Annotated in this window: 19 protein-coding genes and 2 pseudogenes; 10 read left to right on the top strand and 11 right to left on the bottom strand. The window is 73.5% G+C overall.

The window, feature by feature from the left end; translation table 11 throughout:
* Positions 1-135: 135 nt before the first annotated feature.
* Positions 136-981, bottom strand: coding sequence for a hypothetical protein (locus AB0953_RS04900; protein ID WP_366857966.1), 846 nt, complete (start codon positions 979-981; stop codon positions 136-138).
* 200 nt (positions 982-1,181) lie between these two features.
* Between AB0953_RS04900 and AB0953_RS04895 the strand changes: the two genes are divergently transcribed.
* Entirely contained in the window at positions 1,182-2,393 is a 1,212-nt protein-coding gene (locus AB0953_RS04895) for an MFS transporter (protein WP_366858180.1), read from the top strand.
* Positions 2,390-3,481, top strand: a complete 1,092-nt coding sequence (locus AB0953_RS04890) for a sugar ABC transporter permease (RefSeq protein WP_366857965.1) — start codon at positions 2,390-2,392, stop codon at positions 3,479-3,481. Before AB0953_RS04895 ends, AB0953_RS04890 begins: the two co-directional genes overlap by 4 nt.
* Here AB0953_RS04890 and AB0953_RS04885 read toward each other — a convergent pair.
* A complete protein-coding gene (locus AB0953_RS04885; RefSeq protein ID WP_366857964.1) occupies positions 3,468-4,622 on the bottom strand; it encodes an acyl-CoA dehydrogenase family protein in 1,155 nt (384 codons plus the stop codon). The two genes, AB0953_RS04890 and AB0953_RS04885, sit on opposite strands and share 14 nt — an antisense overlap.
* 206 nt (positions 4,623-4,828) lie before the next feature.
* Here AB0953_RS04885 and AB0953_RS04880 point away from each other — a divergent pair, with 206 nt between their 5' ends.
* Positions 4,829-6,604, top strand: coding sequence for a CoA transferase (locus tag AB0953_RS04880; protein WP_366857963.1), 1,776 nt, complete (start codon positions 4,829-4,831; stop codon positions 6,602-6,604).
* Positions 6,601-8,280: a class I adenylate-forming enzyme family protein gene (locus AB0953_RS04875; RefSeq protein ID WP_366857962.1), complete on the top strand. Its 1,680-nt coding sequence runs from the start codon at positions 6,601-6,603 to the stop codon at positions 8,278-8,280. Before AB0953_RS04880 ends, AB0953_RS04875 begins: the two co-directional genes overlap by 4 nt.
* 75 nt (positions 8,281-8,355) lie before the next feature.
* Here the strand turns inward: AB0953_RS04875 and AB0953_RS04870 are convergent, their stop codons facing one another.
* The 6 genes and pseudogenes from AB0953_RS04870 to AB0953_RS04845 all read right to left on the bottom strand — a co-directional run bounded on the left by AB0953_RS04870 (position 8,356) and on the right by AB0953_RS04845 (position 13,633).
* Complete coding sequence (locus AB0953_RS04870; RefSeq protein WP_366857961.1) at positions 8,356-9,165, bottom strand: zinc ABC transporter substrate-binding protein; 810 nt, start codon at positions 9,163-9,165, stop codon at positions 8,356-8,358.
* Positions 9,123-9,989, bottom strand: a complete 867-nt coding sequence (locus AB0953_RS04865; protein WP_366857960.1) for a metal ABC transporter permease — start codon at positions 9,987-9,989, stop codon at positions 9,123-9,125. Before AB0953_RS04865 ends, AB0953_RS04870 begins: the two co-directional genes overlap by 43 nt.
* Entirely contained in the window at positions 9,986-10,621 is a 636-nt protein-coding gene (locus AB0953_RS04860) for an ATP-binding cassette domain-containing protein (protein WP_366857958.1), read from the bottom strand. The genes AB0953_RS04865 and AB0953_RS04860 overlap by 4 nt, the downstream gene beginning before the upstream one ends.
* A gap of 281 nt (positions 10,622-10,902) precedes the next feature.
* Positions 10,903-11,100 (bottom strand): annotated as a pseudogene (locus AB0953_RS04855) (hypothetical protein); the annotation flags it as partial.
* A 60-nt stretch (positions 11,101-11,160) separates the two neighbouring features.
* Positions 11,161-12,309, bottom strand: a complete 1,149-nt coding sequence (locus tag AB0953_RS04850) for a PP2C family protein-serine/threonine phosphatase (protein WP_366857957.1) — start codon at positions 12,307-12,309, stop codon at positions 11,161-11,163.
* A gap of 106 nt (positions 12,310-12,415) precedes the next feature.
* Positions 12,416-13,633 (bottom strand): MFS transporter, encoded by a 1,218-nt coding sequence (locus AB0953_RS04845; RefSeq protein ID WP_366857956.1) that lies wholly within the window; start codon positions 13,631-13,633, stop codon positions 12,416-12,418.
* Between the two features lie 312 nt (positions 13,634-13,945).
* Here AB0953_RS04845 and AB0953_RS04840 point away from each other — a divergent pair, with 312 nt between their 5' ends.
* Genes AB0953_RS04840 through AB0953_RS04815 form a run of 6 tightly spaced genes read left to right on the top strand, consistent with a single transcriptional unit; the run spans position 13,946 to position 19,576 of the window.
* Positions 13,946-15,085 carry a low specificity L-threonine aldolase gene (locus AB0953_RS04840; protein ID WP_366857955.1) on the top strand — a complete coding sequence of 380 codons (1,140 nt, stop codon included), beginning with the start codon at positions 13,946-13,948 and terminating at the stop codon, positions 15,083-15,085.
* Positions 15,082-16,512, top strand: a complete 1,431-nt coding sequence (locus AB0953_RS04835) for a condensation domain-containing protein (RefSeq protein WP_366857954.1) — start codon at positions 15,082-15,084, stop codon at positions 16,510-16,512. Before AB0953_RS04840 ends, AB0953_RS04835 begins: the two co-directional genes overlap by 4 nt.
* 60 nt (positions 16,513-16,572) lie before the next feature.
* Entirely contained in the window at positions 16,573-17,448 is an 876-nt protein-coding gene (locus AB0953_RS04830) for a diiron oxygenase (RefSeq protein WP_366857953.1), read from the top strand.
* Positions 17,435-17,713: a phosphopantetheine-binding protein gene (locus AB0953_RS04825; RefSeq protein ID WP_366857952.1), complete on the top strand. Its 279-nt coding sequence runs from the start codon at positions 17,435-17,437 to the stop codon at positions 17,711-17,713. The genes AB0953_RS04830 and AB0953_RS04825 overlap by 14 nt, the downstream gene beginning before the upstream one ends.
* Positions 17,700-18,575, top strand: a complete 876-nt coding sequence (locus AB0953_RS04820; protein WP_366857951.1) for a hypothetical protein — start codon at positions 17,700-17,702, stop codon at positions 18,573-18,575. Before AB0953_RS04825 ends, AB0953_RS04820 begins: the two co-directional genes overlap by 14 nt.
* Positions 18,572-19,576 carry an agmatine deiminase family protein gene (locus AB0953_RS04815; RefSeq protein WP_366857950.1) on the top strand — a complete coding sequence of 335 codons (1,005 nt, stop codon included), beginning with the start codon at positions 18,572-18,574 and terminating at the stop codon, positions 19,574-19,576. Before AB0953_RS04820 ends, AB0953_RS04815 begins: the two co-directional genes overlap by 4 nt.
* Before the next feature lie 120 nt (positions 19,577-19,696).
* Here AB0953_RS04815 and AB0953_RS04810 read toward each other — a convergent pair.
* The 3 genes and pseudogenes from AB0953_RS04810 to AB0953_RS04800 all read right to left on the bottom strand — a co-directional run.
* A pseudogene (locus AB0953_RS04810) lies at positions 19,697-20,059 on the bottom strand (VTT domain-containing protein); the annotation flags it as partial.
* Positions 20,060-20,212: 153 nt separating this feature from the next.
* A complete protein-coding gene (locus tag AB0953_RS04805) occupies positions 20,213-21,478 on the bottom strand; it encodes a hypothetical protein (protein WP_366857948.1) in 1,266 nt (421 codons plus the stop codon).
* 213 nt (positions 21,479-21,691) lie between these two features.
* On the bottom strand, positions 21,692-22,600 hold the full coding sequence (locus tag AB0953_RS04800; protein WP_366857947.1) for a LysR family transcriptional regulator: 909 nt from the start codon (positions 22,598-22,600) through the stop codon (positions 21,692-21,694).
* Positions 22,601-22,923 lie beyond the last annotated feature (323 nt).

The following is a 22,923-nucleotide window of genomic DNA, read 5'->3' as shown; positions in this document are numbered from 1 at the left end:
CCTTAAAGGCAAGGGGTTTTCCGGCGCAGCGCGAAGCGAGGCGGCGTGCCGGTGAAGGGTGTACGGCCTGCCGGAGGGCAGGGCCGATGCCCGAGGCGCGACGAAGACTGCGGTGCGCGCTCGGGGAGCCGGCTGTCAGATGACAGCGGTTCCCGCGGGCGGACCCCTTGAGGTGATGGCGTGGACGAGGAGCAGCTGCCGCAGCGCGCTGTGCCGGCGCTCGCGGCGTCCGCGGACGGGTGGCCGGTGCGGTATCCGCGCCGGTACGAAGAGCAGGTGCAGCGGGGCGCGGAACCATGCGGCGAGCAGGCGCAGCAGGCGGAAGGCGGCCCGCTCGCCGTAGGCGAGCCACAGGCCTGCGAGTACGGCCGCCAGGAGGTGGGCGGCCAGCATCCCGGCCGGCGACATCCCGGCCGTGCCCGCCATCCCCGGCATGGCGTGGCCGCTCGGCAGGACGGCTCCGGCGGCGGAGTCCGCCATGCCGTGCACGCCGTGCATGCCGTGCATCCCGTGCATGCCGTAGTGGGAGTGAAGTGCCGGATCTGCCACGGAGGCTGCCGCAGGGGTGCCGGGGGGCGGCTGGTCCACCACGCCGGTGAGCCCGGCGTCGGCGACCACGCGGAGCGCCTCGCGCGGGGAGAGGGCGGCTGCGGACGTGTCGCCGCACGTCAGGTACCGGGCCCACTGGCGGGCGAAGGACGTGCCCGTCGGCAGGGCGGGGTGAGCGAGGGACTGGACCAGGGAGAAGGCCGCGTGCAGCGCGGCCTGGACGGCGACCGTCGCCGTGGTGACGGCGAGGAGGCCGCGCTCCCGGTCGGCCGGGAACCAGGCGGCCGCCGCCAGACAGGGGAGAGCGGTCGCCACGGCCCACCAGGGGACGGGCACGCCCGACATCGTCACGTGGCCGAGGGACGCGAGCAGCACGCAGACGGCTGCGAACAGCGCAGCCCGTACGGCTCGTGAACATCGACCCGGTGTCATGGCGGGCTCATCCTCGCATCACCCTGACCGGCGGAGTACGCGGGTGCGCAGGATCTGAGTAATTCCCGCCGTGCGGCATGCCACGCCTGTACCCGGCGCCTCACGTGGCACAGGTCACAGGCGGCGCCGGGAACGCGCGAGCCGTTCCGGACGACTGACTTCCCGTGCTGGACGCCCAACACCCGGAGAGCGAGGGAGCGGTGGTGGCCGAGGGGCCGACGACGGACAGGGCGGCGGACGCTCGGGCGGACCGCGGGCTGACCGCGCTCCTCACCTGCGCGATGGCCTTCTCGATGGTGCAGTTGTTCCTGCTGGGCGCGCTCGGCCCGCGTCTGGTCGGGGAGTTGGGCATCTCGCCCACCGTGCTCGGCCTCACGACGACGATCGGGTTCGGCACGGCGGCCGTGCTGTCGCCGATCGGTGGCCGGATCGTGGACCGGGTGGGTCCGCGCCGTTCGCTGGTCGCCCTGCTGCTGGTGTCCGCCGCGGCGCTCGCGCTGATCGGTGCCGCGCCCGGCGCCGGTCTGCTGCTGGCGGCGGTCGCGCTGGGCGGCGTACCGCAGGCGCTGGCCAATCCGGCCACGAACAAGGCGATCCTCGCCGCCGTGCCGGCTGCCGCACGGGGGGCGGTGACCGGTGTGAAGCAGTCCGGCGTGCAGCTGGGGGCGTTCGCGGCCGGACTGCCGCTGACCGCGCTCGCCGCCGGACTCGGCTGGCGCGGCGCGGTGTGGACGGCGGCCGGAGCGGCGCTCCTGGCCGGGCTGTGGGCGCTGCGTGCGCTTCCGGCCGACCCCCCGCCGCTGAGTGGTGCCGAATCCCGTGCCTCGTTCGCGCCCCGCGGTGCGGTGGCCTGGCTCGCGGTCTTCTCGTTGTTCCTCGGATGCGGCATCGCCTCGGTGAACACCTACCTGGCCCTGTTCGGCGCGACGGAGCTGGGAATGGGCGCGACGGCGGCCGGGGCCCTGGTCGCGGTGCTCGGGGTGACGGGCATCGCCGGCCGGGTCGGCTGGTCCCGGGCGGCCCTGCCGGGGCGTGCCGAGTGGCTGCCCGGCCGGCTCGCCTGCGGCGCCGTGGGCGCCGCGGCCCTGCTGCCGGCGGCGTCGGCGGCGAGCCCGCTGGTGTGGGTCGGTGCCGTTGCCGTCGGGCTGTTCGCCGTCCCCGCGAACGCCGTCACGATGGTGCTGGTCATGCAGCGGGCCGCGCCCGGCCGGGCGGGCCAGGATTCGGCGCTCGCCGCTGCCGGGTTCTTCGCCGGATTCGCGGTGGGGCCGCCGCTGTTCGGACGTCTCGCGGAGAGCGGCCGGTACGGGGCCGGCTGGCTGCTGGTGGCGGCGGAGTTCGCGGCGGCGGGCGCCGTCGCGTTCGTCTGGGCCGTACGGGACCGCCGCGCGCGCTCGGGGCAGGCGCGGTGACCTCCGAGGACTGGTCCGGCCGGGCTCTCGCGGCGGTCGTCGCACGGATCGGGGTCACCGCCGCGGAGGTGGGCACCCGCTTCCCCCTGTACGCCGAACCGGGCGACGGGACCTGGAAGACGACCGGCCGTGGCTCCTGGGCCGGAGGTTTCTGGGCGGGGCTGCTGTGGCTGCGGGCCCGGATCTCCGGCCGTAGGGCCGATCAGGAGGCCGCAGCGGCGTGTACGGCCCGGCTGGAGCCATGGGTGGATGCCGATACCGCCACCCGCGGCCTGATCTTCTGGTACGGGACCGCTCTGGCCGGGGAGGACGACGCCCGGGCCGTGGCGCTGCGGGACCGGGCGGCCCGCGCCTGTGCGGCGGCGTTCGATCCCGGACCGGGCATGGTGCCGTGGGGTGGCGCCTTCGGCGGCCCGCGCCTGCTGGCGCGGGTGGACGGCGTACCCGGGATGGTCCCCCTGCTGGCCGGGGCCGGGCCGGAGGCGGCAGCCGTCGCAGCCGGCCATCTGCACCGGCACCTCGACGTCTGCCTCGGCGAGGGCCCCCGGCAGGGGACGTGGCCCCACCCGGCCTGGAGCTTCGACAGCACGGTCGGCTGGCAGCCTTGCGCGGACCCGCCCTCCGACTGGAGCCGGGGGAACGCCTGGCTGCTGCTGGCGGTGGCCGATGGCCTGCTCCGCGCCGAAGTCCTCGCAGGGCAGGAGCGGTTGGCGGAGGCGGCCGGGCGGATGCTCACGGAAGGGGGGTTCCTCACCGGCCCCCTGGTGGCGCCGGCCCGTACGACCCGTCCGGACGGCCCGCTCGACACCTCGGCCGCCGCGATCACCGCGGTCGCCCTGCTGAAACTCGCCGGGGTCCCTGGCCCGAGAGCCGCAGCGTGCTGGGACCGGGCCGTGGCGATCCTGCATCATCTGACGGCGGCCCACCTCTGCGACGGTGAGGCCGACCGGCCCGCCGGGATGCTGCTGAACGGCTGCTACGACGCCGACAAGGGACGGGCCGTCCGGCACGAGCTCGTCTGGGGGGACTTCTTCCTGGGGCTCGGGCTGGCCTCCCTGGCCGGCGTCGTCGACATCACCCGCGTGTAGCGGCCTCGGCAGCCGCGCCGTACCCGCGCAGGACGCGGCGGGCCACCGAAGTGACGTGCACCTCGTCCGGCCCGTCGAGGACGCGTGCCGCGCGCCCGGTCCGGAAGAGCGCGGGCAGCGCGGTGTCCGGCCCGAGCCCGGCGGCGCCGTGGACCTGGATGGCGGAGTCGGCGACCTGCTGGAGCATGCGGGCGGCGGCGACCTTGGCCAGACCCACCTCGACGTGTGCGTCCCGCCCCGCGTCGAGCAGGGCGACCGCCTCGTACACGAGGGGGCGGGTCGTGCGCAGCGCGAGCAGGGCGTCGAAGACGTGCTGCTGCACCAGCTGGTGTCCGGCGAGCGGACCGCGGGAGCCGCTGCGGACGGCGGCCCGCTCGCACATGAGGTCGAAGGCGCGCCGGGCCTGGCCGAGCCAGCGCAGGCAGCGCAGGGTCCGGCCCAGTTGGAGCCGCTCCCCGGCGATGGCCAGCCCCTGGCCCGGCTCGCCGATCAGGTGGTCGGCGGGCACCACGACCCGGTCGAGTTCGATCTCGTACTGGCCCGTCGCCCCGAGGACGGGGAGTGCGCGCACCACCCGGAAGCCGGCGGACGCGGTGGGTACGAGCAGCAGGGACAGGCCCCCGCGGTCGCCGTCCGATCCGCCGGTCCGGGCCAGTACGGTGACCAGATCCGCGCCCGCGGCACCCGAGGTGAACCACTTGCGGCCGGTGACGCGCCAGCTTCCGCCGGCCAGCCGCTCGGCCCTGGTCCGGGTCAGCGACGGGTCGGTGCCCGGAACGTCCTGCTCGGTCATGGCGTAGCACGCGCGCATGTCCCCGGCGACCAGCCGCGCCAGGTACTCCTCGCGGACCCGGGCACCACCGTGGCGCGCGAGCATCGTGACGTCGAGCAGGGAAGCGGAGCCGAGCGCGGCCGGCCCGTGGTCGCTGGCCCCCTCCGCCTCGGCCGGTTCGGCGTACGCCCGCAGGCCCAGCCCGCCGCCGCCCAGCTCCACCGGGAGCGGCAGTGCCCACAGTCCCTCTTCGCGGGCCCGGCCGCGCAGCTCGCCCAGGGCGGCCGCCGCCGCGGGACCGCCCGCCTCCAGCTCCGGCTCGTACGGGATCACCGAGTTCCGCACGAACCGGGCGACCCGCTCGTGCAACTCCGGCTCCTGCGGGACGCGTTCGCTGCGATGAGCGCGGGCTGCGCCAGGATCTGCCACTGCTTTCCTCCGATGTCCCGGGAACCCGTGGGAACGGTTGTCCGACTGTCTGTCCGTGGAACTGGTCGGGTGCCGTGGCTCCCCGGTTCCCAGGATTCGACAGACGTTCCGGGCGCCGGCCACCGCCGCGCCACGAGAGGAGAGGCATGGCGTCACCCGCCACCCCGCAGACGGCCCGGCCGCTCGACACGATGCGCTTCGACACGTCAGGGCCACCGCAGATCACCGATGCCGTGGCCGACCGCCTCCGGCTGTTCGGGGCACGGGCCGACGGGGCCGGCCCGGGGGACACGGCCGCCGGGCACGTCACGCTCGCCGGTGGCGGTTTCGAGCCGGTCCGGGCGGTCACCGGCTGGGGCGACGCGGAGAGCGGAATCGTCGACGAGGCCACCGTGCAGGCCGCCACCGGCGTCATGGCCGTCCACGGCCGGCGCGACGGCGGCCCGCGCGGCCTGGCCGTCGACTACACCGCGACGGCCACCGCCGTCCTCACCGTCCAGGGGCTGCTCGCCTCGCTCGTGGGCGCGGCCCGCGGCATGACCCCGCGCCAGGTCGCCACCGGTGCGGACCGGGCCGGGCTGCTGGCCGTCTCCCAGTACCTCGCCGCCGCCGGAGCCGACGAGGCAGAGGCCGCCGAGATCGCGGCCGGCGGCCCGCCGTTCGCCTCGGCCGAGGGCACCCTCTTCGAGCTGGAGACCCTCGACCCGGGAGCCTGGGCGGCCTTCTGGCGGGACCTGGAGGCGCCCGCCGACGCGATGCGGGCCGGCTGGCGGCCCTTCCAGTTCCGGTACGCCACCGCCTGCGCCCCCTTCCCCGCGTCCCTGCACACGGTCACCCGGACCCACTCCCTGGAACGGATCCGGCAGGCCGCCGCGTTCTCCGGCGCCGAGGTGTGCGTCCTGCGCACACTGGCCGACCGGGCCGCCGAGCACGACGGCGCCGCGCCGTGGTCGCTCCACCTCCTCGGGGGCGGCACCCGTACCGCCACGGCGGCACCGGCCTCGGACCGTCCGCTGGCCGGGCTCACCGTGCTCGAAGCGGGCCGCCGCATCCAGGCCCCTCTCGCCGCCCACCTGTTGGGGCTGCTCGGCGCCGAGGTGATCCGGATCGAGCCGCCGGGCGGGGACCCGCTGCGCGGCATGCCGCCCGCCTGCTCCGGCATCTCGGCCCGCTGGCTGGCCCTCAACCGGGGCAAGAAGGCCGTCGAGATCGACATCAAGGCCGACGCCGATCGGCGCAGGCTGCGGGAGATGGCGGCCGGAGCGGACGTCTTCCTGCACAACTGGGCGCCGGGCAAGGCCGCCGAACTGGGCCTCGACGCCGACGACCTGGCCGCCGTCAACCCGGCGCTGGTGTACGCGTACACCAGCGGCTGGGCCGACCGGCTGCCCGGCGCCCCCATGGGCACGGACTTCATGGTCCAGGCCCGCACCGGCATCGGCGAGGCGGTGCGCCCGCAGGGCGAGGCACCGGCCCCGTCCCTGATGACCCTGCTCGACGTCCTGGGCGGACTGACCGGAGCCGAGGCCGTACTGGCCGGCCTGCTGCTGCGCGAACGCACCGGGCACGGCGTACGCGTCGACTCCTCCCTGCTCGGCGCCGCCGACACCCTGACCGCCCCGGCCCTGCGCCGCGCGGCACGAGGGGAGAACCCCAGGCGGCCCGCCGGGTTCCGCCGCCCGCTGCGTACGGCCGACGGCTGGATCGCCCCCGCCGACGCGTGCGCGGACGCCGCCGCCGGCCACGACCTGGGCGCCCTCACCACCCCCGAGGCGCTCGCCCTGCTGGGCGGCCACGGGCTGACGGCCACCGCCGTCACCACGGACCTGTCCGACCTCCACCACGATGCGCGCTTTGCCGGTTCGATCAGCCGTGACGCGCACGGCGCCCACGCCGTTCCCGACCCCTGGAGCTTCAGATGACCGTCGAACTGCACGACCTGCTGCCCGCCGAGCTCCGCCGCTCCTGGGTGGTCGACGGCACCTGCCCCGACCTCGACCTCTACAGCCTCTTCCGGGCACGCCAGATTGCGGACCTGCACGCGACCGCCGTCCTCGATGCCAAAGGCAAGCTCTGTTACACCGCTTTGGACCGCAAGGTGCGATGTCTGGCCGTCGGCCTGCGCGGCCTGGGCATACGCCCGGGCGACGTGGTCGGCGTCCAGCTCCCCAACGACCGCAACGCCGTCATCGCCGACCTCGCCATCGCGGCCATCGGCGCGGTGGCCCTGCCCTTCCCCGTCGGCCGGGGCGCCTTGGAGGCCGAGTGCCTGCTGCGCCGGGCCGAGGCCGTCGCCGTCATCGCCGCGACCGAACACCGCGGCTCGCACCACGCCGCCGACCTGCTCACCCTGGCCCCCTCGCAGCCCGCGTTGCGCCACGTGATCGCCGCCGGCCCCGGAACGGCCCCCGAAGGAACCGTCTCCTTCTCGCAGCTGCTGCGCTCGGACGCCGCGGCGTTCACCCCGGCCCGCCCCGATCCCGACAGCGCCGCACGCATCCTCGTCTCCTCCGGCTCCGAGGCGGAGCCGAAGATGATCGCCTACTCCCACAACGCCCTCGCCGGCGGACGGGGCAACTTCCTCGCCTCCCTCATGCCGGACGGCTCGCCCCCGCGCTGCCTGTTCCTCGTCCCGCTCGGCTCCGCCTTCGGCTCCAACGGCACCGCCGTGACCCTGGCCCGGCACGGGGGCACCCTCGTCCTGCTCGACCACTTCACCCCCGAAGCCGCCGTGGCGGCCGTACGGGAGCACGAGCCCACCCACGTCCTGGGCGTGCCGACGATGATCCGCATGATGCTCGACCGGCTCGACGCGGACGGCGGTTCCCTGCCCGCCCCCACCGCCCTCGTCCTGGGCGGTGCGCCGCTCGACGAGCGGACCGCCAGGGACGCCGCCCGCGCCTTCGGCTGCCCCGTCGTCAACCTCTACGGATCCGCCGACGGCGTCAACTGCCACACGGGCCTGGCCCACCGGGTGCCGCCCACCGACAGCACCGGCGTGGTCGCCGGCCACCCCGACCCCCGCGTCGCGGAGATCCGCATTGCAGACCCGGACACCCACGCACCGCTGCCCGACGGCACCATCGGCGAGATCATCTCGCGCGGCCCGATGACCCCGCTGTGCTACGTCGCCTCCCCGCACCTCGACGCCCGCTACCGCACCCCCGACGGCTGGGTACGCACCGGAGACCTCGGCTTCCTCGACGACAGCGGCACCCTGCACATCGTCGGCCGGCTCAAGGACATCGTGATCCGGGGCGGTGCCAACATCAGCCCCGCCGAGGTCGAGCGGGAGCTCGCCTCCCACCCCCTGGTCCGCGACGTGGTGTGCGTCGGCGTCCCGGACCCGCTCATGGGCGAACGCCTCGCCGCCTGCATCGTGCCGCGTACGGCCCGGGTGCCCGGCCTGGAGGAACTCGGTGCGTACCTGACCGCCCGAGGTCTGGAACGGCGCAAGCACCCCGAGCGCCTGCTGGCGGTGGCCGAGCTGCCCCTCACTCCGGCGGGCAAGCCCGACCGGGCCGCCCTGAGGGAACGCCTGTCCGAGCCGGACGGCCCCGGACACGCCGACCCGGCCCCGCTCGCCCAGGCCGGATGACGCGAGGGCCCGGGCGGCGCGATGCCGCCCGGGCCCTGCCCGGGGAGGGGCCCACCCAGGTGCGCCCCTCCCGCCTCAGGAGGTGAGGGCCTTCTTCAGTTCGGCCGCCGCGTTGCGGTAGACGGGCAGCAACTCCAGGTCAGCACCGGGGTAGTTGACGATCTCGACCTGCTTGGCGCCCGAGTCGGGCAGGACCGTACCGGTGGACATGTGGGCGTTGTCGAGGACGAGGGCGGGCTTCTTCGCCGAGAGCTCGGCGAGCTGTGCGGGGGTGACGGCCTCGGGTCCGTAGGTGCCCACGGACGTGGCTCCCGCGAGCTTCGCGGCCCAGGCGGTGAAGACCTGGGTCACGACGGCGGGGCTCTTCCCGCCGGGCCAGGCGGCCTGGAGGTCCTTGTTGAGCTTGCCGTACTCGGTGTCGAAGCCGGTCTTCCACTGCGCGGCGGCGTCCGCCGTGCCGAAGAGCGCGCCCAGCTTGCCGACCTCCGCCTTGACCTTGTCGGGGTCGTTGTCGAGGTCCACCTCGACCAGCTTCGCCTTCGAGCCCGCCGCTTCCTTGATCTTCGCGGCATACGGCTCGAACGGCGCGTAGAGCACGAAGTCCGCCTTCGCCACGGCGGCGAGGTCGGAGGGCTTCGGGTCGTAGTCGGGGGCGTGGTGCACGGACTGCGGGACGATGACCTTGACGTCCTCGGCCCCGGCGGCCTTGGCGAAGGCGCCTTCCCAGGCAGTGGTCACGACCACCGCGGGCTTGCCCTTCCTGGTCTCGCTCCCGCTCTTGGCCGGCGCGTCGTCGGAAGCCTTCTCGCTGCCGCACGCCGCGGTCAGGAGGAGTGCCCCGCTCAGTGCGGCGAGGGCAGGGATACGGACGCGGGTGCGCGCCATGAGCTGATTCTCCGTTCGGGAATGACATGCACGGCGAGGACGAGTGCCCCCGCCGTCAGGACGAGGACGGGCCCGGGCGGCCAGTCCAGCCACAGGGCCAGCAGGAACCCCGTCAGGTTGACGAGGACGCCGATGCCGACGGCCCACAGCGTGATCGACTTCAAGGAGCTGCCCAGGCGGCGGGCCGCGAGTGCGGGCAGCAGGGTCAGGGCGTCGACCAGGAGCGCACCGGTCAGCTTGATCGCTCCGGCGACGGCGATCGCGACCAGGACGAGGAGGACGGCGGTCAGCGCCCGCACCGGTACGCCCGAGCACTGGGCGAGCTCACGGTCGTACAGCAGCAGACCGATCTCGCGCCTGCGCCATCGGAACAGGCCCGGCACGGCGACGGCCAGCACACCGAGGACGATCACGTCCGGTGTCCCGACCGACAGGATCGAGCCCCACAGCAGCGCGAACGCCCCGGACGCGTTGACCCCGGACACCGCCATGAGGAGCAGCGCCGCCGCGATCGCCAGGCTCATCAACAGCCCCATCGCGCCGGAGAGGCCGTCCGGGGTACGGGCCAGCGGGGCCACACCCGCACCGGCCAGGGCGCAGGCGACCAGCGCGCACAGCATGGGGTCCAGTCCGGTCAGGAGGCCGACGGCGATGCCGAGCAGCGCGACGTGCATCATCGCGAACCGCACCGGCATGATGTCCAGCCCGACGATGACCACCCCGATCACCGGCAGCCCGACCGCCGCCAGCAGCAGGGCGGTTCCGGCCCGCTGAACGGGTACGAGCTGCAGGAGGGCGCCGAGGTCGGCGGTGGCGAGGGTCACCGGACCTCCCGCAGTCGTCCGGCGGCCATCTCCACCACGCGGTCGCAGCGCTCCGCCAGGGTCCGGTCGTGCGTCACCACGACCAGCGTCACCGGCAAGGAGGTGAGGACGTCCGCGGCTTCCGCCTGTCCCTCGAAGTCGAGGGCGGCCGTCGGCTCGTCCGCCAGCAGCACCTGGGCCCCGGCGGCCACGCAGCCCATCGCGCGGGCCAGGTACATCCGCTGCAACTGGCCGCCCGAGAGGGTGTGCAGGGGACGCTCGGTCAGCGCCGCGACACCGAGCCGCTCCGCCGCCTCGGCGGCGTCCGCCGGAGCGGTGCTGCTGGCCAGCAACTCCGAACCGAGCAACGGGAACCGGCCCGCCGCGGGCTTCTGCGGGATCCAGGCGCAGGCCCTGCGCCGCCACGCCCACTCCGCCGGCGACGCGGTCCCCCGCCCGCCGACCGTGATCGAGCCCGTCACCTGCCGGTGGAGTCCGAGCACGGCACGCAGGAGCGTGGTCTTGCCCGAGCCGTTGGTCCCGGTCAGCGCCACGCGCTCACCGGCCGCGATCTCCAGATCCACGTCGGCGACCGCCTCGACCCGGCCGTGCCGACAGGCCACCTGGCGCATGCGGACGTCCAGCCCGCCCATCACACCCACCTCGATCCTCACGTAGCAGCGGGGGCTCGAGGGGATGCCCGCCCCTCGCCCACGCCGCAGTAGTCGGACGGCGGGCGCGCGTGGTTCCCGCATGTCGGCGATCGGTCGCGACTGCGCGCGGGGCGGCCTGCGGCCCGCTTTCGTCCACGCCGTCAGGCCGACCAGTGCCGTCAGGCAGACCACGACGGGGACGAGCGCGGCGGGCGGCCCGTCGCGCAGGCGCCGACGGCCGGGCCGCCCGCCTTCCGCCGCCGCGGGCCGGAGGGAGTCGGTCACCGCAGGGAGGACTTCCGGGCGGAAGGCGCAGGGCGCTGGGGGGAGGGCTGCCAGGTGCGCAGGCGCAGCCTGTTGGCCACCACGAGGAGCGAGCTCACGGACATCGCGGCCGCGGCCACCATCGGGTTGAGCCGGCCCACGGCCGCCGGCGGCACGGTCACCGCGTTGTAGCCGAACGCCCAGACCACGTTGAGGCTGCCCGGTAGCTCTCCGGCCGCAGGACGTGACGGTGTGAAGAGGGGCCCCGCCCCCGTTCAGAGGGCCGGGCCGGATGGCGGAGGGGTGGGCGCCGTGCGGCGGATCGCGACGACGGCCGCGTCGTCGTCGAGGTGTGCGTGGACGTGGGCCAGCAGGTCGGCCTGGAGATGGCGCAGGAGTTCGCCGGGGTCGTCCGCACTCCACTGGGGCGCGCGCTCGCTGAACGGGTAGAAGCGTCCCTCTGCGTTGCGTGCCTCGATGACGCCATCGGTGTAGAGGAGCATCAGGTCGCCTTCCTCGAACGGGAAGGTCTGCACGTCGTAGTCGGCGACGCCGAAAGCCCCTCCGAATCCGATCGGAAGGTGGCTGGCCTCGGACACGAGCGGGATGAGCCGGTCTCCGCGGAGGATGAGCGGTGGTGGGTGTCCGCAGCTGATGAGGTGGACGACCGGATCGTGGTCGGGGATGTCGAGCAGGAGGGCGGTGGCGAAGTCTTCGGTGGTGTCCTGTTCCGTCTGTGACCCCCACTGGCGGGTGTCCCAGCGGAACGCGCCGTCCAGGTGGACGGCGAGGCGGGGAAGGGTGGCCTGCCGATGGGCGGCTGCGCGGAAGGCGCCGAGCAGCAGGGCGGTCTTGCTGATGGCGCCCAGACCGCTGCCGCGTACGTCGCCGATGAGGAGCCGGGTGCTGTGGTGGGCGGTGCGTGCTGCCGCGTACAGGTCTCCGCCCAGCTCGGCTTCGGCCTCGGCGGGGAGGTACAGGCCGGCGATCCGCAGCGGGCCGGCGCGTGGGGGCAGCGGCTGCAGCAGCACTCTTTGGGCCGCTTCGGCCACCGACCGCACCTGGTGCAGCTGCTGCTCGCGCCGGTCCCGCACCGCACAGACGGTGACACAGACGGCCGAGACGACGATCAGGGCGGCGATCTGGGCCTGGATGTTGGCGGTGCCGAAGACCCCCCTGAGCACGCCGATACTCACCTGGGCCGCCACCGCGAGGGCCCCCATCGCCGCCGTCGTACGGGCCCCGCCGAACGCCACCGTGATGGCGGGGGCTGCCACGAGCAGGGGCCCGAGATGGATGTGCGGCGGAGCCAGTACATCCACCACGCAGACGGTGACGATCAGCCCGAGCGGGATCATCAGCAGCGCGGGCGCGTGCTCCGGCTGCCAGAACCGCCTGATGTCCAGCCATGCTCGAAGGGCCATGCCTCAAGCTTTCCATCCGCCTCCGCACCATGAGGATGAGGCGCTCCGGGGACCGCTGCCCGTGGCCGTGCGCGTACGCGGCGGCCCTGCGGGGCCGAGCGCGAGGTCAGGAGTCGCCGGTGGCGCGGCCCGACGGGACGGGGGCCGGGTCCGGGTCCGGGAGGGGGGCGGCGGGGAGCCCGGACGGCATCCGGCCGGCCGCGACGGTGATGAACAGCGCGACACCGATGGCCATGGCGATCCCCGTACGCAGCGAGCCGGCCTCCGCGACGAAGCCGATGAGCACCGGGCCGACGAGCAGGCCCGCGTAACCGATCGCCGACACCTGGGCGATGGCGGCGTCGGAGCGGCCGGGGACGACCGCTCCGGCCAGCGACATGCACAGGGGCACCACGATGCAGACGGCCAGGCCGGTCAGCCCGAACCCGGCGATCGCCCAGGCCGCGGAAGGCGCCACGACCACCAGGAGCACGCCCAGCGCCGTCACGGTGCCGGCCGCCGCGAGGAGCGGGCGGCTGCCGCATCGCAGGCGCAGCCGGTCACCGAAGAGCCGCCCCGTGAACGTGGCCACCTCGTACAAGGGGTAGGCGAGGGCGGCGACCGCCTCTGTCGTGTGCAGCTCGCGGGTCAGGAGCAGGCCGCTCCAGTCCGCAACCAGCCCTTCGAGGAGCAGGGCCATGAAGGCGACGGCGCCGATCAGGTAGATGATGCCGGGCAGGTTGCGGCGCTCTTCGCTCTCCTCCTCCTCCTCGGCCGGCTCGTCGAGGTACGTCCAGCCCACCGCCAGGGCCGCCGGCAGGGCGACGGCCGCGACGCCCAGCACCGAGGCGGTGTACGGCACGTCCAGCGCGGCCAGCAGCACGGCGAGGAGGCCGCCGGCCACCGCGCCGGCGCTCCATCCGGCGTGGAACCCGTTCAACAGCGGCCGCCTGGCCCGCCGTTCGACCAGGCTGCCCTGCGCGTTCATCATCGCCTCGGCCACCCCGGACGTCACGCCGAACCCCGCGGCGGCGGCGAGCAGCAGGGGGAACGAGGGGCTGAGGGCGATGAGCCCGACGGACACCGTGACCATCGGGGTGCCGATCCTCAGCAGCACCCGGTTCCCCAGCGCCGCGACGATCCAGCGCATGCACTGCATGGTCAGCGTCGCCGCGACGCCCCAGGACAGGATGACCAGTCCGACATCGCCCGTGTCCAGGCCCAACTTGGAGGCCAGTCCGGGGAGTCGGGCGGCCAGGATGCCGTTCACCACACCGACCAGGGCGAAGGTGCCGAGGACACCTCGGTGGGCGCGCCGCAGGGCGCTTTCCGGGGAACTCTGCATGCTCCCTCTTCCTGTGCTCATACGGGCAACTGCCAAGCACGTCAAGGCTGCACGGCAGAATTTCTTCTTGATCAGAAGTGTGCCGGAAGGCTTGCGCCGATTACTAGATCATCTCTTAGGATCTTCGCACCGGACATCGAGGGGAGTGGGACAGGTACGGCTGCCACCAGCAGCCCATGACACCTTGCACCCCCCATGCATCCGGATCCCCCCACGCGTCCCGGCATCCCCGCATGCCCCCGGCGCAACCCGTGATCCAGCCGACACCGCGGCGCCCGTACGAGGGCCGCCGCGTGAGTGAAGGACGAAGGATTGATCTCCCGACTGCACGACCCCGCCTCGCGGGGCTTCGCCAGCGACAACAACTCGGGCATCCACCCGGACGTCCTGGCCGCCCTCGTCACCGCCAACGAGGGCCACCAGCCGGCGTACGGAGAAGACGCCTACACCGAACGGCTCCAGCACGTCTTCCGCGACCACTTCGGCGCACGCGCGCACGTGTACCCCGTGCTGACCGGCACCGGCGCGAACGTGGTGGCCCTCCAGGCCATGAGCGAGCCCTGGGGAGCCGTCATCTGCGCCGAAAGCGCGCACGTCAACACCGACGAGTGCGGCGCCCCCGAGCGGATCGCCCACGTCAAACTGCTCCCCGTGCCGACCCCGGACGGCAAGCTCACCCCCGCCCTCATCGCACGGCACGCGCGAGGGCGGGGCGACGTCCACCGCGCCCAGCCGACCGTCGTCACGATCACGCAGCCCACCGAACTCGGCACCCTGTACACGCCGCAGGAGATCGCCGACATCTGCGCCTTCGCCCACGAGCGCGACATGGCGGTCTACCTCGACGGAGCACGGCTGGCGCACGCCGCGGCGGCCCTCGACGTCCCCCTGCGCGCCCTCACCACCGACGCGGGCGTGGACGTCCTCTCCTTCGGCGGCACCAAGAACGGCCTGCTCCTGGGCGAAGCCCTGGTCGTGCTCAACCCGGACGCCGTCCGGGGCACCGAGTTCCTGCGCAAGGCCGCCACCCAGCTCGCCTCCAAGATGCGCTTCGTCTCCGCCCAGTTCATCGCCCTGATGGAGTCCGGGGCATGGCTGGCCAACGCGCGCCACGCCAACGCCATGGCGTCCCGCCTGGCCGTGGCCGCCGGGGAGCTGCCCGGGGTGCGCATCGTCCGGCCGGTGGAGTCCAACGCGGTGTTCGCCGTCCTGCCCGAGGAGGCCGCGGCCCGCCTGCGGAAGCGCCACCCCTTCTACGTGTGGGACGAAGGGACCGGCGAGGTCCGCTGGATGTGCACCTTCGACACCACCCCGGACGACGTCGACGCCTTCGTCGCGGCCCTCGCCGAAGAACTCGCCGCCGTCGCCACCGTCGCCGCCGTCTCCGCTGTCACCGAGGCCGCCGGCGAACCCGCGGCGGACCGGACGGACACGGGGACGGTGGCGAGGTGAACGCGCCCGTGCACGCCGACCGCGACCGCAGCGGACAGCCCTTCCCCGCGCGGGTCCGCCGCGCGCCCTTCCGGGGCGGGCGTGCCGTCGAGGCGGGGCTGAACTGGAGCCAGCAGGAGATCTGGGCACTGATCGAGAAGGCCGCGCCCCACCACCACGTCTACAACGTGGTCGAGTCGTTCCGCGTACCGCCCGCAGTGCGCCCCACCGAGGACGAGTGCCTCGACGCGCTCTCGTTCTTCCTCTCGCGCCACGAGGCGCTGCGCTCGGTCTTCCCGCGCAGGCCGGACGGGCGCGTCGTGCAACGCGTGCTGGCCGAGGGGGAGTTGCCCGTCGAATGCGTGGACACGCCGACGGACGGGGGCGGGGAGATCGCCGCCCTGGAGGCGTCCTTCGCCACCAGGCGGTTCTCCTTCGCGGACGAACTGCCCCTGCGCCTGGTGCTCCTGGTCACCGAGGGCCGGGTGTGGGGCGGGGTGTACGTGTTCTCGCACATGGCAGTCGACTGGTACGCCCTCCAGTACCTGGCCGAGGAGGTCGCCGCGTACTTCCGCAACGGCCGTACGCTGGATCCGCTGCCGCCCGGCACGATGACCTCGGTGGGCCTGACCGAGTGGCAGGAGTCGCCCGACGGCGTCCGCAGGCGCGACCGCACCCTGGCCCACGTGGCCTCGCTCTACCGCGACCGGCCGCCCCTCCAGCTGCCTCCCGCGGTCGCGGACCTCCCCGAAGAGTCGGCGTACCGGCAGGCGGCCCTGCGGTCGCGGGCCGCCTGGCACGCCGCCGCCCGCATCGCGCAGGACTCCGGCCTGAGCGTCGCGGCGGTCATCATCGGTGCGGCGGCCCTGCTGCTGCGCGACCTGACCGGGAGCGACCGCATCGACCTCCACCTCACGAGCTCCCAGCGCTTCGGCCGGGACAGCCGCACCACCGTCGCCACGATGATGCAGGAGAGCTACTTCTCGGTGGACCTCGCCGGCGCCGACCTGCCCCAGGCGGTCAAACGGTCCTGGCTCTCCGCCATCACCGCCTTCCAGAAGTCCGGGTGCGACGCCGACAGCATGAACCGGCTCCTCGCCGAACTGGGCGGCGGCCCGGACGCACCGTTGCGCTTCCCCTACTGCATCAACGACCGGCGCACCCTGCCGGCGGACGCAGGCGCGGACGCGGACGTACGACGCGGCGCCCCGGCCGCCGACATGCTGCCCGACACCGTCCTCACCTGGCTCCCGGTCACCGAGCAGGAGCCCTTCTACCTCGTCGTCGACGACGGCGAACACGGCGGCGAGCACGGCGGCGAGCACGGCGGCGCCTATCTGGAGTTCTCCCTGACCTGCGACATCAGGCACGTCACCGAGGCCCGCATGGAGTCCTTCCTGCGCGAACTGGAGCGTTCGCTCGTCGCAACGGCCGACTCCGCCGCATGACCGAGGCCGCCACCCGGGCGGCCGCACCCGTACCGGTACCACTCGAAAGAACGCATCACCATGGACGATTCCGGCTTCAGCACCATGCTCGCGCGCCTCTCCGAGAAGTCGCGCGACGAGTACTACAACCCGTACACCAAGTTCACCTGGCCCGACACCGTGCCCGAGGACCAGTGGTGGATGAACCCCGACTACCTCACGGTGTCCGGCACCGGTCTGATCGACGACGAGAAGACGCTGAAGGCACTGGCCCGCCACGAGACGGTCAACTTCTTCAGCCTGCACGTCCACGGCATCCGCGAGCTGATGATCGAGGTCGCCAAGCGCATCCACACGCCCGACTTCGCCGAGTACAACGAGTACCTGCACCACTTCATCGGCGAAGAGAACGCCCACATGTGGTTCTTCGCCGAGTTCTGCCACCGGTACACCGGCGGCATCTACCCGGAGGCCCCCTCCCCGCTCCGCCGCGAGGGCTTCGGGAACCTGTGGGACGACGTGATCGTCTTCTCCCGGATCCTGATCTTCGAGGAGATCTTCGACTACTACAACAGCCGCATGGGCAAGGACGCGCTGATCCCGGACATCCTGCGCGAGATCCACGCGGCACACCACCACGACGAGAGCCGCCACGTCGCCTTCGGCAAGCAGCTCGTCAAGCGCCTCTACGACCGCGCCCTGGCCGCCGACCCGGACCGCCGCGAGGAGATCGAGAAGTATGTCAAGGACTACATGACGTACTCCGTGCGCAGCCTCTACAACCCGCAGATCTTCCGCGACTGCGGTGTCGCGAACCCCCTTGCGGTCCGGCGCGAGGCGCTGTCGCACCCGGTGCGCGAGGCGTTCCACGTCAAACTCATGGCCCGGGTCGACCGGTTCTTCGTCGCCAGTGAAATCTTCAGCACCTCTTGGGGGACCGACCATGTCAGCGCGTGAGAACACGACCGCGGCGCACCCGTCGATGGACACCGTCCTCGACTTCCTGCGCAAGCTCAACGCCTCCGTCGACACCATCGCCTGGGACCGCGACCTCATCGAGGCCCGGATCCTGGACTCGCTGGCCTTCGTCGAGTTCCTCCTCCTCATCGAGGAACTGACCGGCGAGCCCGTCGACCTGTCCACGACGGACGTCGACAACTTCCGCACGCTGGAGCGCATCAACGCGCTGCTCACGGAAGGTGCCGGCCGTGCGCACGCCTGAACCGGGCCTGCGCGCCCCCGTCGACGTCACCGGCGGCCTGGTCACGCTCGGCCCCGAGGCGGTCCGCCTGCGGGCCGCGCTCGACGCCGTGTTCACCGGCTGGGCCGCCGCGGCCGGCGCCGCCGAGGTCCTCTACCCGCCGCTGATCCCGGTCGCCGACCTGGCGCGCTTCGACTACTTCACCAACTTCCCGCACCTGGTCCTCGCCGCGGCGGCGGTCAACACCGACGCGATCGCCGACCTGCCCGCGCACCCCGCCGAACCCGGCACCACCCTCGGCGGCCACCAGCTCGCCGAGGCCTGCCTGGTCCTGCCCTCGGCCGCCTGCTACAACGCCTACCTGTCCCTGGCGGGCAGCCGGCTCGGCGAACCGGTCCGGTTCACCACCATCGCGCAGTGCTTCCGGCGCGAGACGCACTACGAGGGCCTGCGCCGCCTCCACGGCTTCACGATGCGCGAGATCATCGCCGTCGGCGACGCGGAAACGGTCAAGGGCCACCTCACCGCCCACAAGGGCCTCGTCCTGGACTTCGCGGCCCACCTGGGCCTACGGCTCACGACCGAGGTCGCGACGGATCCGTTCTTCGACGCCAACGGCTCCCGGGCCGTGATGCAGCGGCTCTTCCCCACCAAGGAGGAGTTCGTCGCCGACGGCGGCCTCGCGATCGCCTCCGTCAACTACCACCGCAACTTCTTCGGCGAGCGGGCCGGCATCACCCACGCGGGCGAAGCGGCCCACACCTCCTGCGTGGCCTTCGGCATGGAACGGTGGCTGCACGTCCTCGCCGACCGCTTCGCCGGCGACTGGACCGCCGCCGAGGAGGCCGTGGCGTCCTTCCCCCTTCCGCAGGGGACGCCATGACCGGCTACCTGATGCCGGCCGAGTGGGAACCCCACGAGGCCTGCATGCTGGCCTGGCCGCCGCACGCGTCGCTGTGGGGCGACAGCTTCGGCTCCGTCGAGCGGGAGTACGCGGAGGTCGTCCGGGCCATCGCGGCGTTCGAGCCGGTGATCGTGCTCGTCCTGCCCGGCCAGGCCGAGCGCGTGCGGGACCTGTGCGAAGTCGACGTCACCACGGTGGACATCCCCATGGACGACGCCTGGCTCCGCGCGACCGGACCCCTCGTGGTCCACGGCCCGCAGGGCCGGGTCGGCGTGGACTTCCGCTACAACTCCTTCGGCGAGCGGTTCCACCCCTACGCCCAGGACGACAGGATCACCGAGCGCCTGCTCCCCGTCCTGGGCCTCGGGCGCCGGGCGACCATGACGGTCCTCGAAGGCGGGGCCATCAGCGTGGACGGCGAGGGCACCCTGATCGCCACCGAGCAGTGCGTCCTGAACGCCAACCGCAACCCGCGGCTCGGGCGCGCCGACGTCGAGGCCGAGTTCGAGGCCCTGCTCGGCGCCACCAAGGTGATCTGGCTGCCGTACGGCCACCTCGCCGGCGACACCGACGGCCACGTCGACCACGTCTGCCAGTTCATCGGGCCCGGCCGTGTCCTGGTGGAGGCGTGTGGTGACCCCGCGCGCCCCGACCACGCACGTCTCAAGGCCAACCGCGCCGTCCTGGAAGCCGCCACCGACGCGGCCGGCCGGAGCCTGGAGATCCTGGAACTGCCCCCGCAGCAGCCGGTACGCGTCCACGGCCGGGACGCCGTGGTGAACTACATGAACTTCTACATCGCCAACGGCGGGGTGATCATGCCGCTGGCCGGCACGGGCAGGGACGCCGAGGCCCTGGAAGCGGCCTCCGCGGCCTTCCCGCACCACCGTGTGGTGGGCGTCGAAGCCCCCACCCTGGCCACCGGTGACGCAGGAATCCACTGCATCACCCAACAGCTCCCGGCCCCTCGGAAGCCGTAGCCGCCCGACCCGGCGGCCGCGGCCGTCCCACGCCGGGGCCGCCCCACCCGGAAGGCGCCAGCCGGCACGGGCCGGCCACGCCCCGTCCTCCCTCCCGCGGGGGACGGGGCAGGCTCAGGAGTCGGCGAAGAGCCTCTCCAGCACCTCCAGCACGCCGAGCCCCGCGGTCGCGTAGATCAGCGCCCACGCCGCTCCTCCCAGGAACAGGGCGGGGAGGTAGCGCGGCAGCGGCATCCGCATGCTGCCCGCGAGGAAATTGGCGGCGGTCTGGAAACCGACGGTCAGGAAGGAGACGGCCACCACCGGCGCGCCCCACCGCTGGATCGCCCGCTCGGCGCGCCGGAACCTCGCCGAGGAGATCCGCTCGGCGTACCTGCTGCGCCGGACACCGGCGCCGGCGAGCCACCCGACGGCGAACGTCCCTCCGCCCCGGAGCAGGACGATCGCGTACAGGGCTCCGGCGGTGACGACGATCCTGTCCACGACGCCTCGTCCCGCCTCTGCCGTTCCGTCCTGTGGATGCCGAATGCGCCACGGGGACCGAACCTGCACCGCCGCGCGCAAAGCAAGGCAAGCCTAACCGAGCGCGGACACGGGGGACAGGCGCAGGGCGCCCGAGCGGCGCCGGACCGTCCTTCACGCTCCGGGGGCGGAGGTCGTCTGCTCGTCGGTCAGGCGGGCCCGCCACTCGCCGACGTACTCGTCGGGCATGGACGCCAGGCGGGCGATGTCCCCGTCGCTGCGCCCGTCGGACCAGGCCAGGATCCGGGTCACGGTCCGGTTCCGTGCGGCGCGGAACTCCTTGAGCATGGTCTCGAGGCGTTCGACCTCCTCGGCTTCACGGACGAGCTGCCGGTCGACGGCGGAGCGTTCCTCGGCGCGCAGCCGGCGCATGTAGGCCTCCAGGCCCATCAGGACCAGGCCCTCCTCGTGCGCGGCGCTCTGGAACCCTTCGGCCAGGGCCGCCAGCGCGCAGTCCGGAACGTCGGCGAGGGTGGCTCCGAGGGGCTTGGCCGCCTCCCAGGTGCCCCGGCCGGCCTCCGTCGTCTCCAGCCAGATGCGGGCGTCCGTCGGAGTGCGGCCGCCGCACGCCTTCGCGCGGTGGGCGTACAGGGCGGCACGGTGGCCGTAGAAGGTGAAGCCGTCCTCGATCTGCCGGTCGGCGGCGCGGCACATCCGCCCCGGTACGCCGCCGTAGCCGCTGTCCGGACGGTAGTCGGCGTAGGCGTCGAGCTCCTCGTCCGTGGCCAGCTCCCAGGAGGGGTCGCACAGGTCGGGGTTCATGGCGAGGAAATCGGCGACCTCGACGCGCCAGGCGGGGGTCGGTGTCGTGCGCGGCCTGGGCCACAGGAGCTCGCCGGAGGGGTCGAAGGTGTGCGTCACGGCGTGCTCGATGTCGTCCCAGGCGGTGGCGGCCTCGGCCGACCACTCCAGCTCGCCTTCCGGCCCGACCCGGTGGATCGAGTCCACGAGCCGCTGGACGGCGGGCAGGATGCGCAGCGCGACCGCGTGCAGCTCCTCGGCGGTGAAGAAGTGCCAGGAGCAGCCGCGCCGTTCGTCATGGGCGAGGTGGCCGAGCAGTTGCACCATGACCCCGGGGGCGGGGACTGCTCCGTCGCCGAGCGCCCTGCGGGGGAGGCCGGGGAGCCGGCTGCCGAGGTCTTCGCGTGCGGTGCGCCAGTCGATGTCGCCGAACCAGACGGCGCCGTCACGTGCGTCCACTGCCAGCCACTGCTGGTAGACCACTCCCGGGCCGTAGCGCTGCTCCTGCTGTTCGGCGTGCTCGTCGTGCCATACGTACTCGGCCGGAGGGGGATCCAGCTCTACGGCCATGAAGCCGTCCTCGGGGCGGTAGCCGGTGAGGATTCGGGCCGTTCCCGGGGCGCTGTCGGCTGCGGTCATGAGGGGTTTCCTCTCGGTGGAACGTCAACCGCCGCAAACGTAGCGTGCCGGTCACACAATAGTTTAATTTTCAGCCACCGTGTCCGGTAGTCGGACACGCCGGGAGTCTGGCATCCCGGCGCGGTCTACGCGCGTGCGGCCGCCGGCAAGTTGGCGTGTTTCGCGCTGGCTTCCTGCTCCGGCCCGCCTCCGGCGCCCGCCCTGCCGCGCTCCTCAGGAGAGCGCCGCCAGCGCTTGCGCGGCGAGCATCTGCTCCAGGTCCAGGACGGCGCGCGGCGTGTGCCGGGTGTCGATGCGGACGGCGTAGATGAAGCGCGTCAACTCCGGCTCGGCCAGGGGCCGCGCCACGACCCCGGCGCTGCTGCGGGGCAGCGCCAGCCGCGGCATGACGGCGACGCACAGGCCTGCGGCCACGAAGCCGAGCACGGTGTTGAAGTCGTCGCCCTCGTACTGCAGGCGGGCCTGGAAACCCGGCGTCTTGGCGATCTGGGAAAGGAGTTCCAGCCGCAGGGCGGCCTCCGGAGCCGCGACCCACGTCTCGGACGCGAGGCTGGCCAGGTCGATGACCTCCCTGTCGGCCAGGCGGTGGTGTGCCGGGACCACGGCCACCACCGGATCCCGGGCGACCAGCGTCCGGCGCAGCATCCGGGGCGGCGGGTCGGGGATGAAGTCGTAGTCGTAGCCGAGGGTCAGGTCCATGTCCCCCCGCTTGAGCCGGTTGTAGCCCGCCTCGGGTTCCAACTGGCAGAGGCTGACCTGCACGTGGGGGTAGGCCGCGTGGAGCTGGGCCAGCGCCTGCGGAACGATGCCGGTGGCGGCGGAGGCGAAGGCGCCGAGCCGGATCCGGCCCGCCGTACCCGCGCGCATGGCGCCGAGTTCCACCGAGGCCGTCGCCAGCGCGTTGCGCACGCCCTGCTCGGCGTCGAGCAGGACCTCGCCGGCCGGTGTGGCGCGCACCGGTCGGCGTTCGAGCACTCTGAGGCCTGTGCGGCGTTCGAGTTCGGCGATCTGCTGGGAGACCGCGGGCGCGCTGTAGCCGAGCTCGCGTGCGGCGGCGTTGAAGGAGCCGTGCCGTACGACGGCTTCGAGGGTGGCGAGCAGACGGGGGTCGAGTGCGTGCACGGAGTTAAGGCTCGCTTATCTGTCGTGAAGATGTGTTTTCTTGTGATTGCGGATGAACGCCAGCAGGATTCTTGCCAGCGGCAAGAAAAACGCAAGCCGGCTCTTCCGGGCCGTGACGGCCGCTCCCTCCTCCCGTCGGGGCGCCCTCTGCAAGGGCCCCGTCCGCCTCCTGCCCACGCCGCCGCGGTCGGCGACGCCCCGTGCCCGGGTGCGGATCCGGCCGCCGGCGACCGCCCCGTACGCCCCGAAAGGAACCGGTATGCCACAGCGTGCACTCGGCGCCGTGCGGATCGTCGCCGCCCCTGCCGCGCAGGGGGCCGTGG

The sequence above is a fragment of the Streptomyces sp. NPDC046866 genome (assembly GCF_040704625.1).
GTDB lineage: Bacteria > Actinomycetota > Actinomycetes > Streptomycetales > Streptomycetaceae > Streptomyces.
The sequence above is the reverse complement of the archived record's forward strand: the minus strand, read 5'-3'. Positions and strand labels throughout refer to the sequence as shown.

What these genes read in the sequence shown, in the direction of transcription:
- AB0953_RS04900 (WP_366857966.1), bottom strand. Translation starts at nt 981, where the DNA reads ATGACACCGGGTCGATGTTCACGAGCCGTACGGGCTGCGCTGTTCGCA.
- AB0953_RS04880 (WP_366857963.1), top strand. Translation starts at nt 4,829, where the DNA reads ATGGCGTCACCCGCCACCCCGCAGACGGCCCGGCCGCTCGACACGATG.
- AB0953_RS04875 (WP_366857962.1), top strand. Translation starts at nt 6,601, where the DNA reads ATGACCGTCGAACTGCACGACCTGCTGCCCGCCGAGCTCCGCCGCTCC.
- AB0953_RS04870 (WP_366857961.1), bottom strand. Translation starts at nt 9,165, where the DNA reads ATGGCGCGCACCCGCGTCCGTATCCCTGCCCTCGCCGCACTGAGCGGG.
- AB0953_RS04860 (WP_366857958.1), bottom strand. Translation starts at nt 10,621, where the DNA reads ATGGGCGGGCTGGACGTCCGCATGCGCCAGGTGGCCTGTCGGCACGGC.
- AB0953_RS04850 (WP_366857957.1), bottom strand. Translation starts at nt 12,309, where the DNA reads ATGGCCCTTCGAGCATGGCTGGACATCAGGCGGTTCTGGCAGCCGGAG.
- AB0953_RS04845 (WP_366857956.1), bottom strand. Translation starts at nt 13,633, where the DNA reads ATGCAGAGTTCCCCGGAAAGCGCCCTGCGGCGCGCCCACCGAGGTGTC.
- AB0953_RS04830 (WP_366857953.1), top strand. Translation starts at nt 16,573, where the DNA reads ATGGACGATTCCGGCTTCAGCACCATGCTCGCGCGCCTCTCCGAGAAG.
- AB0953_RS04825 (WP_366857952.1), top strand. Translation starts at nt 17,435, where the DNA reads ATGTCAGCGCGTGAGAACACGACCGCGGCGCACCCGTCGATGGACACC.
- AB0953_RS04815 (WP_366857950.1), top strand. Translation starts at nt 18,572, where the DNA reads ATGACCGGCTACCTGATGCCGGCCGAGTGGGAACCCCACGAGGCCTGC.
- AB0953_RS04805 (WP_366857948.1), bottom strand. Translation starts at nt 21,478, where the DNA reads ATGACCGCAGCCGACAGCGCCCCGGGAACGGCCCGAATCCTCACCGGC.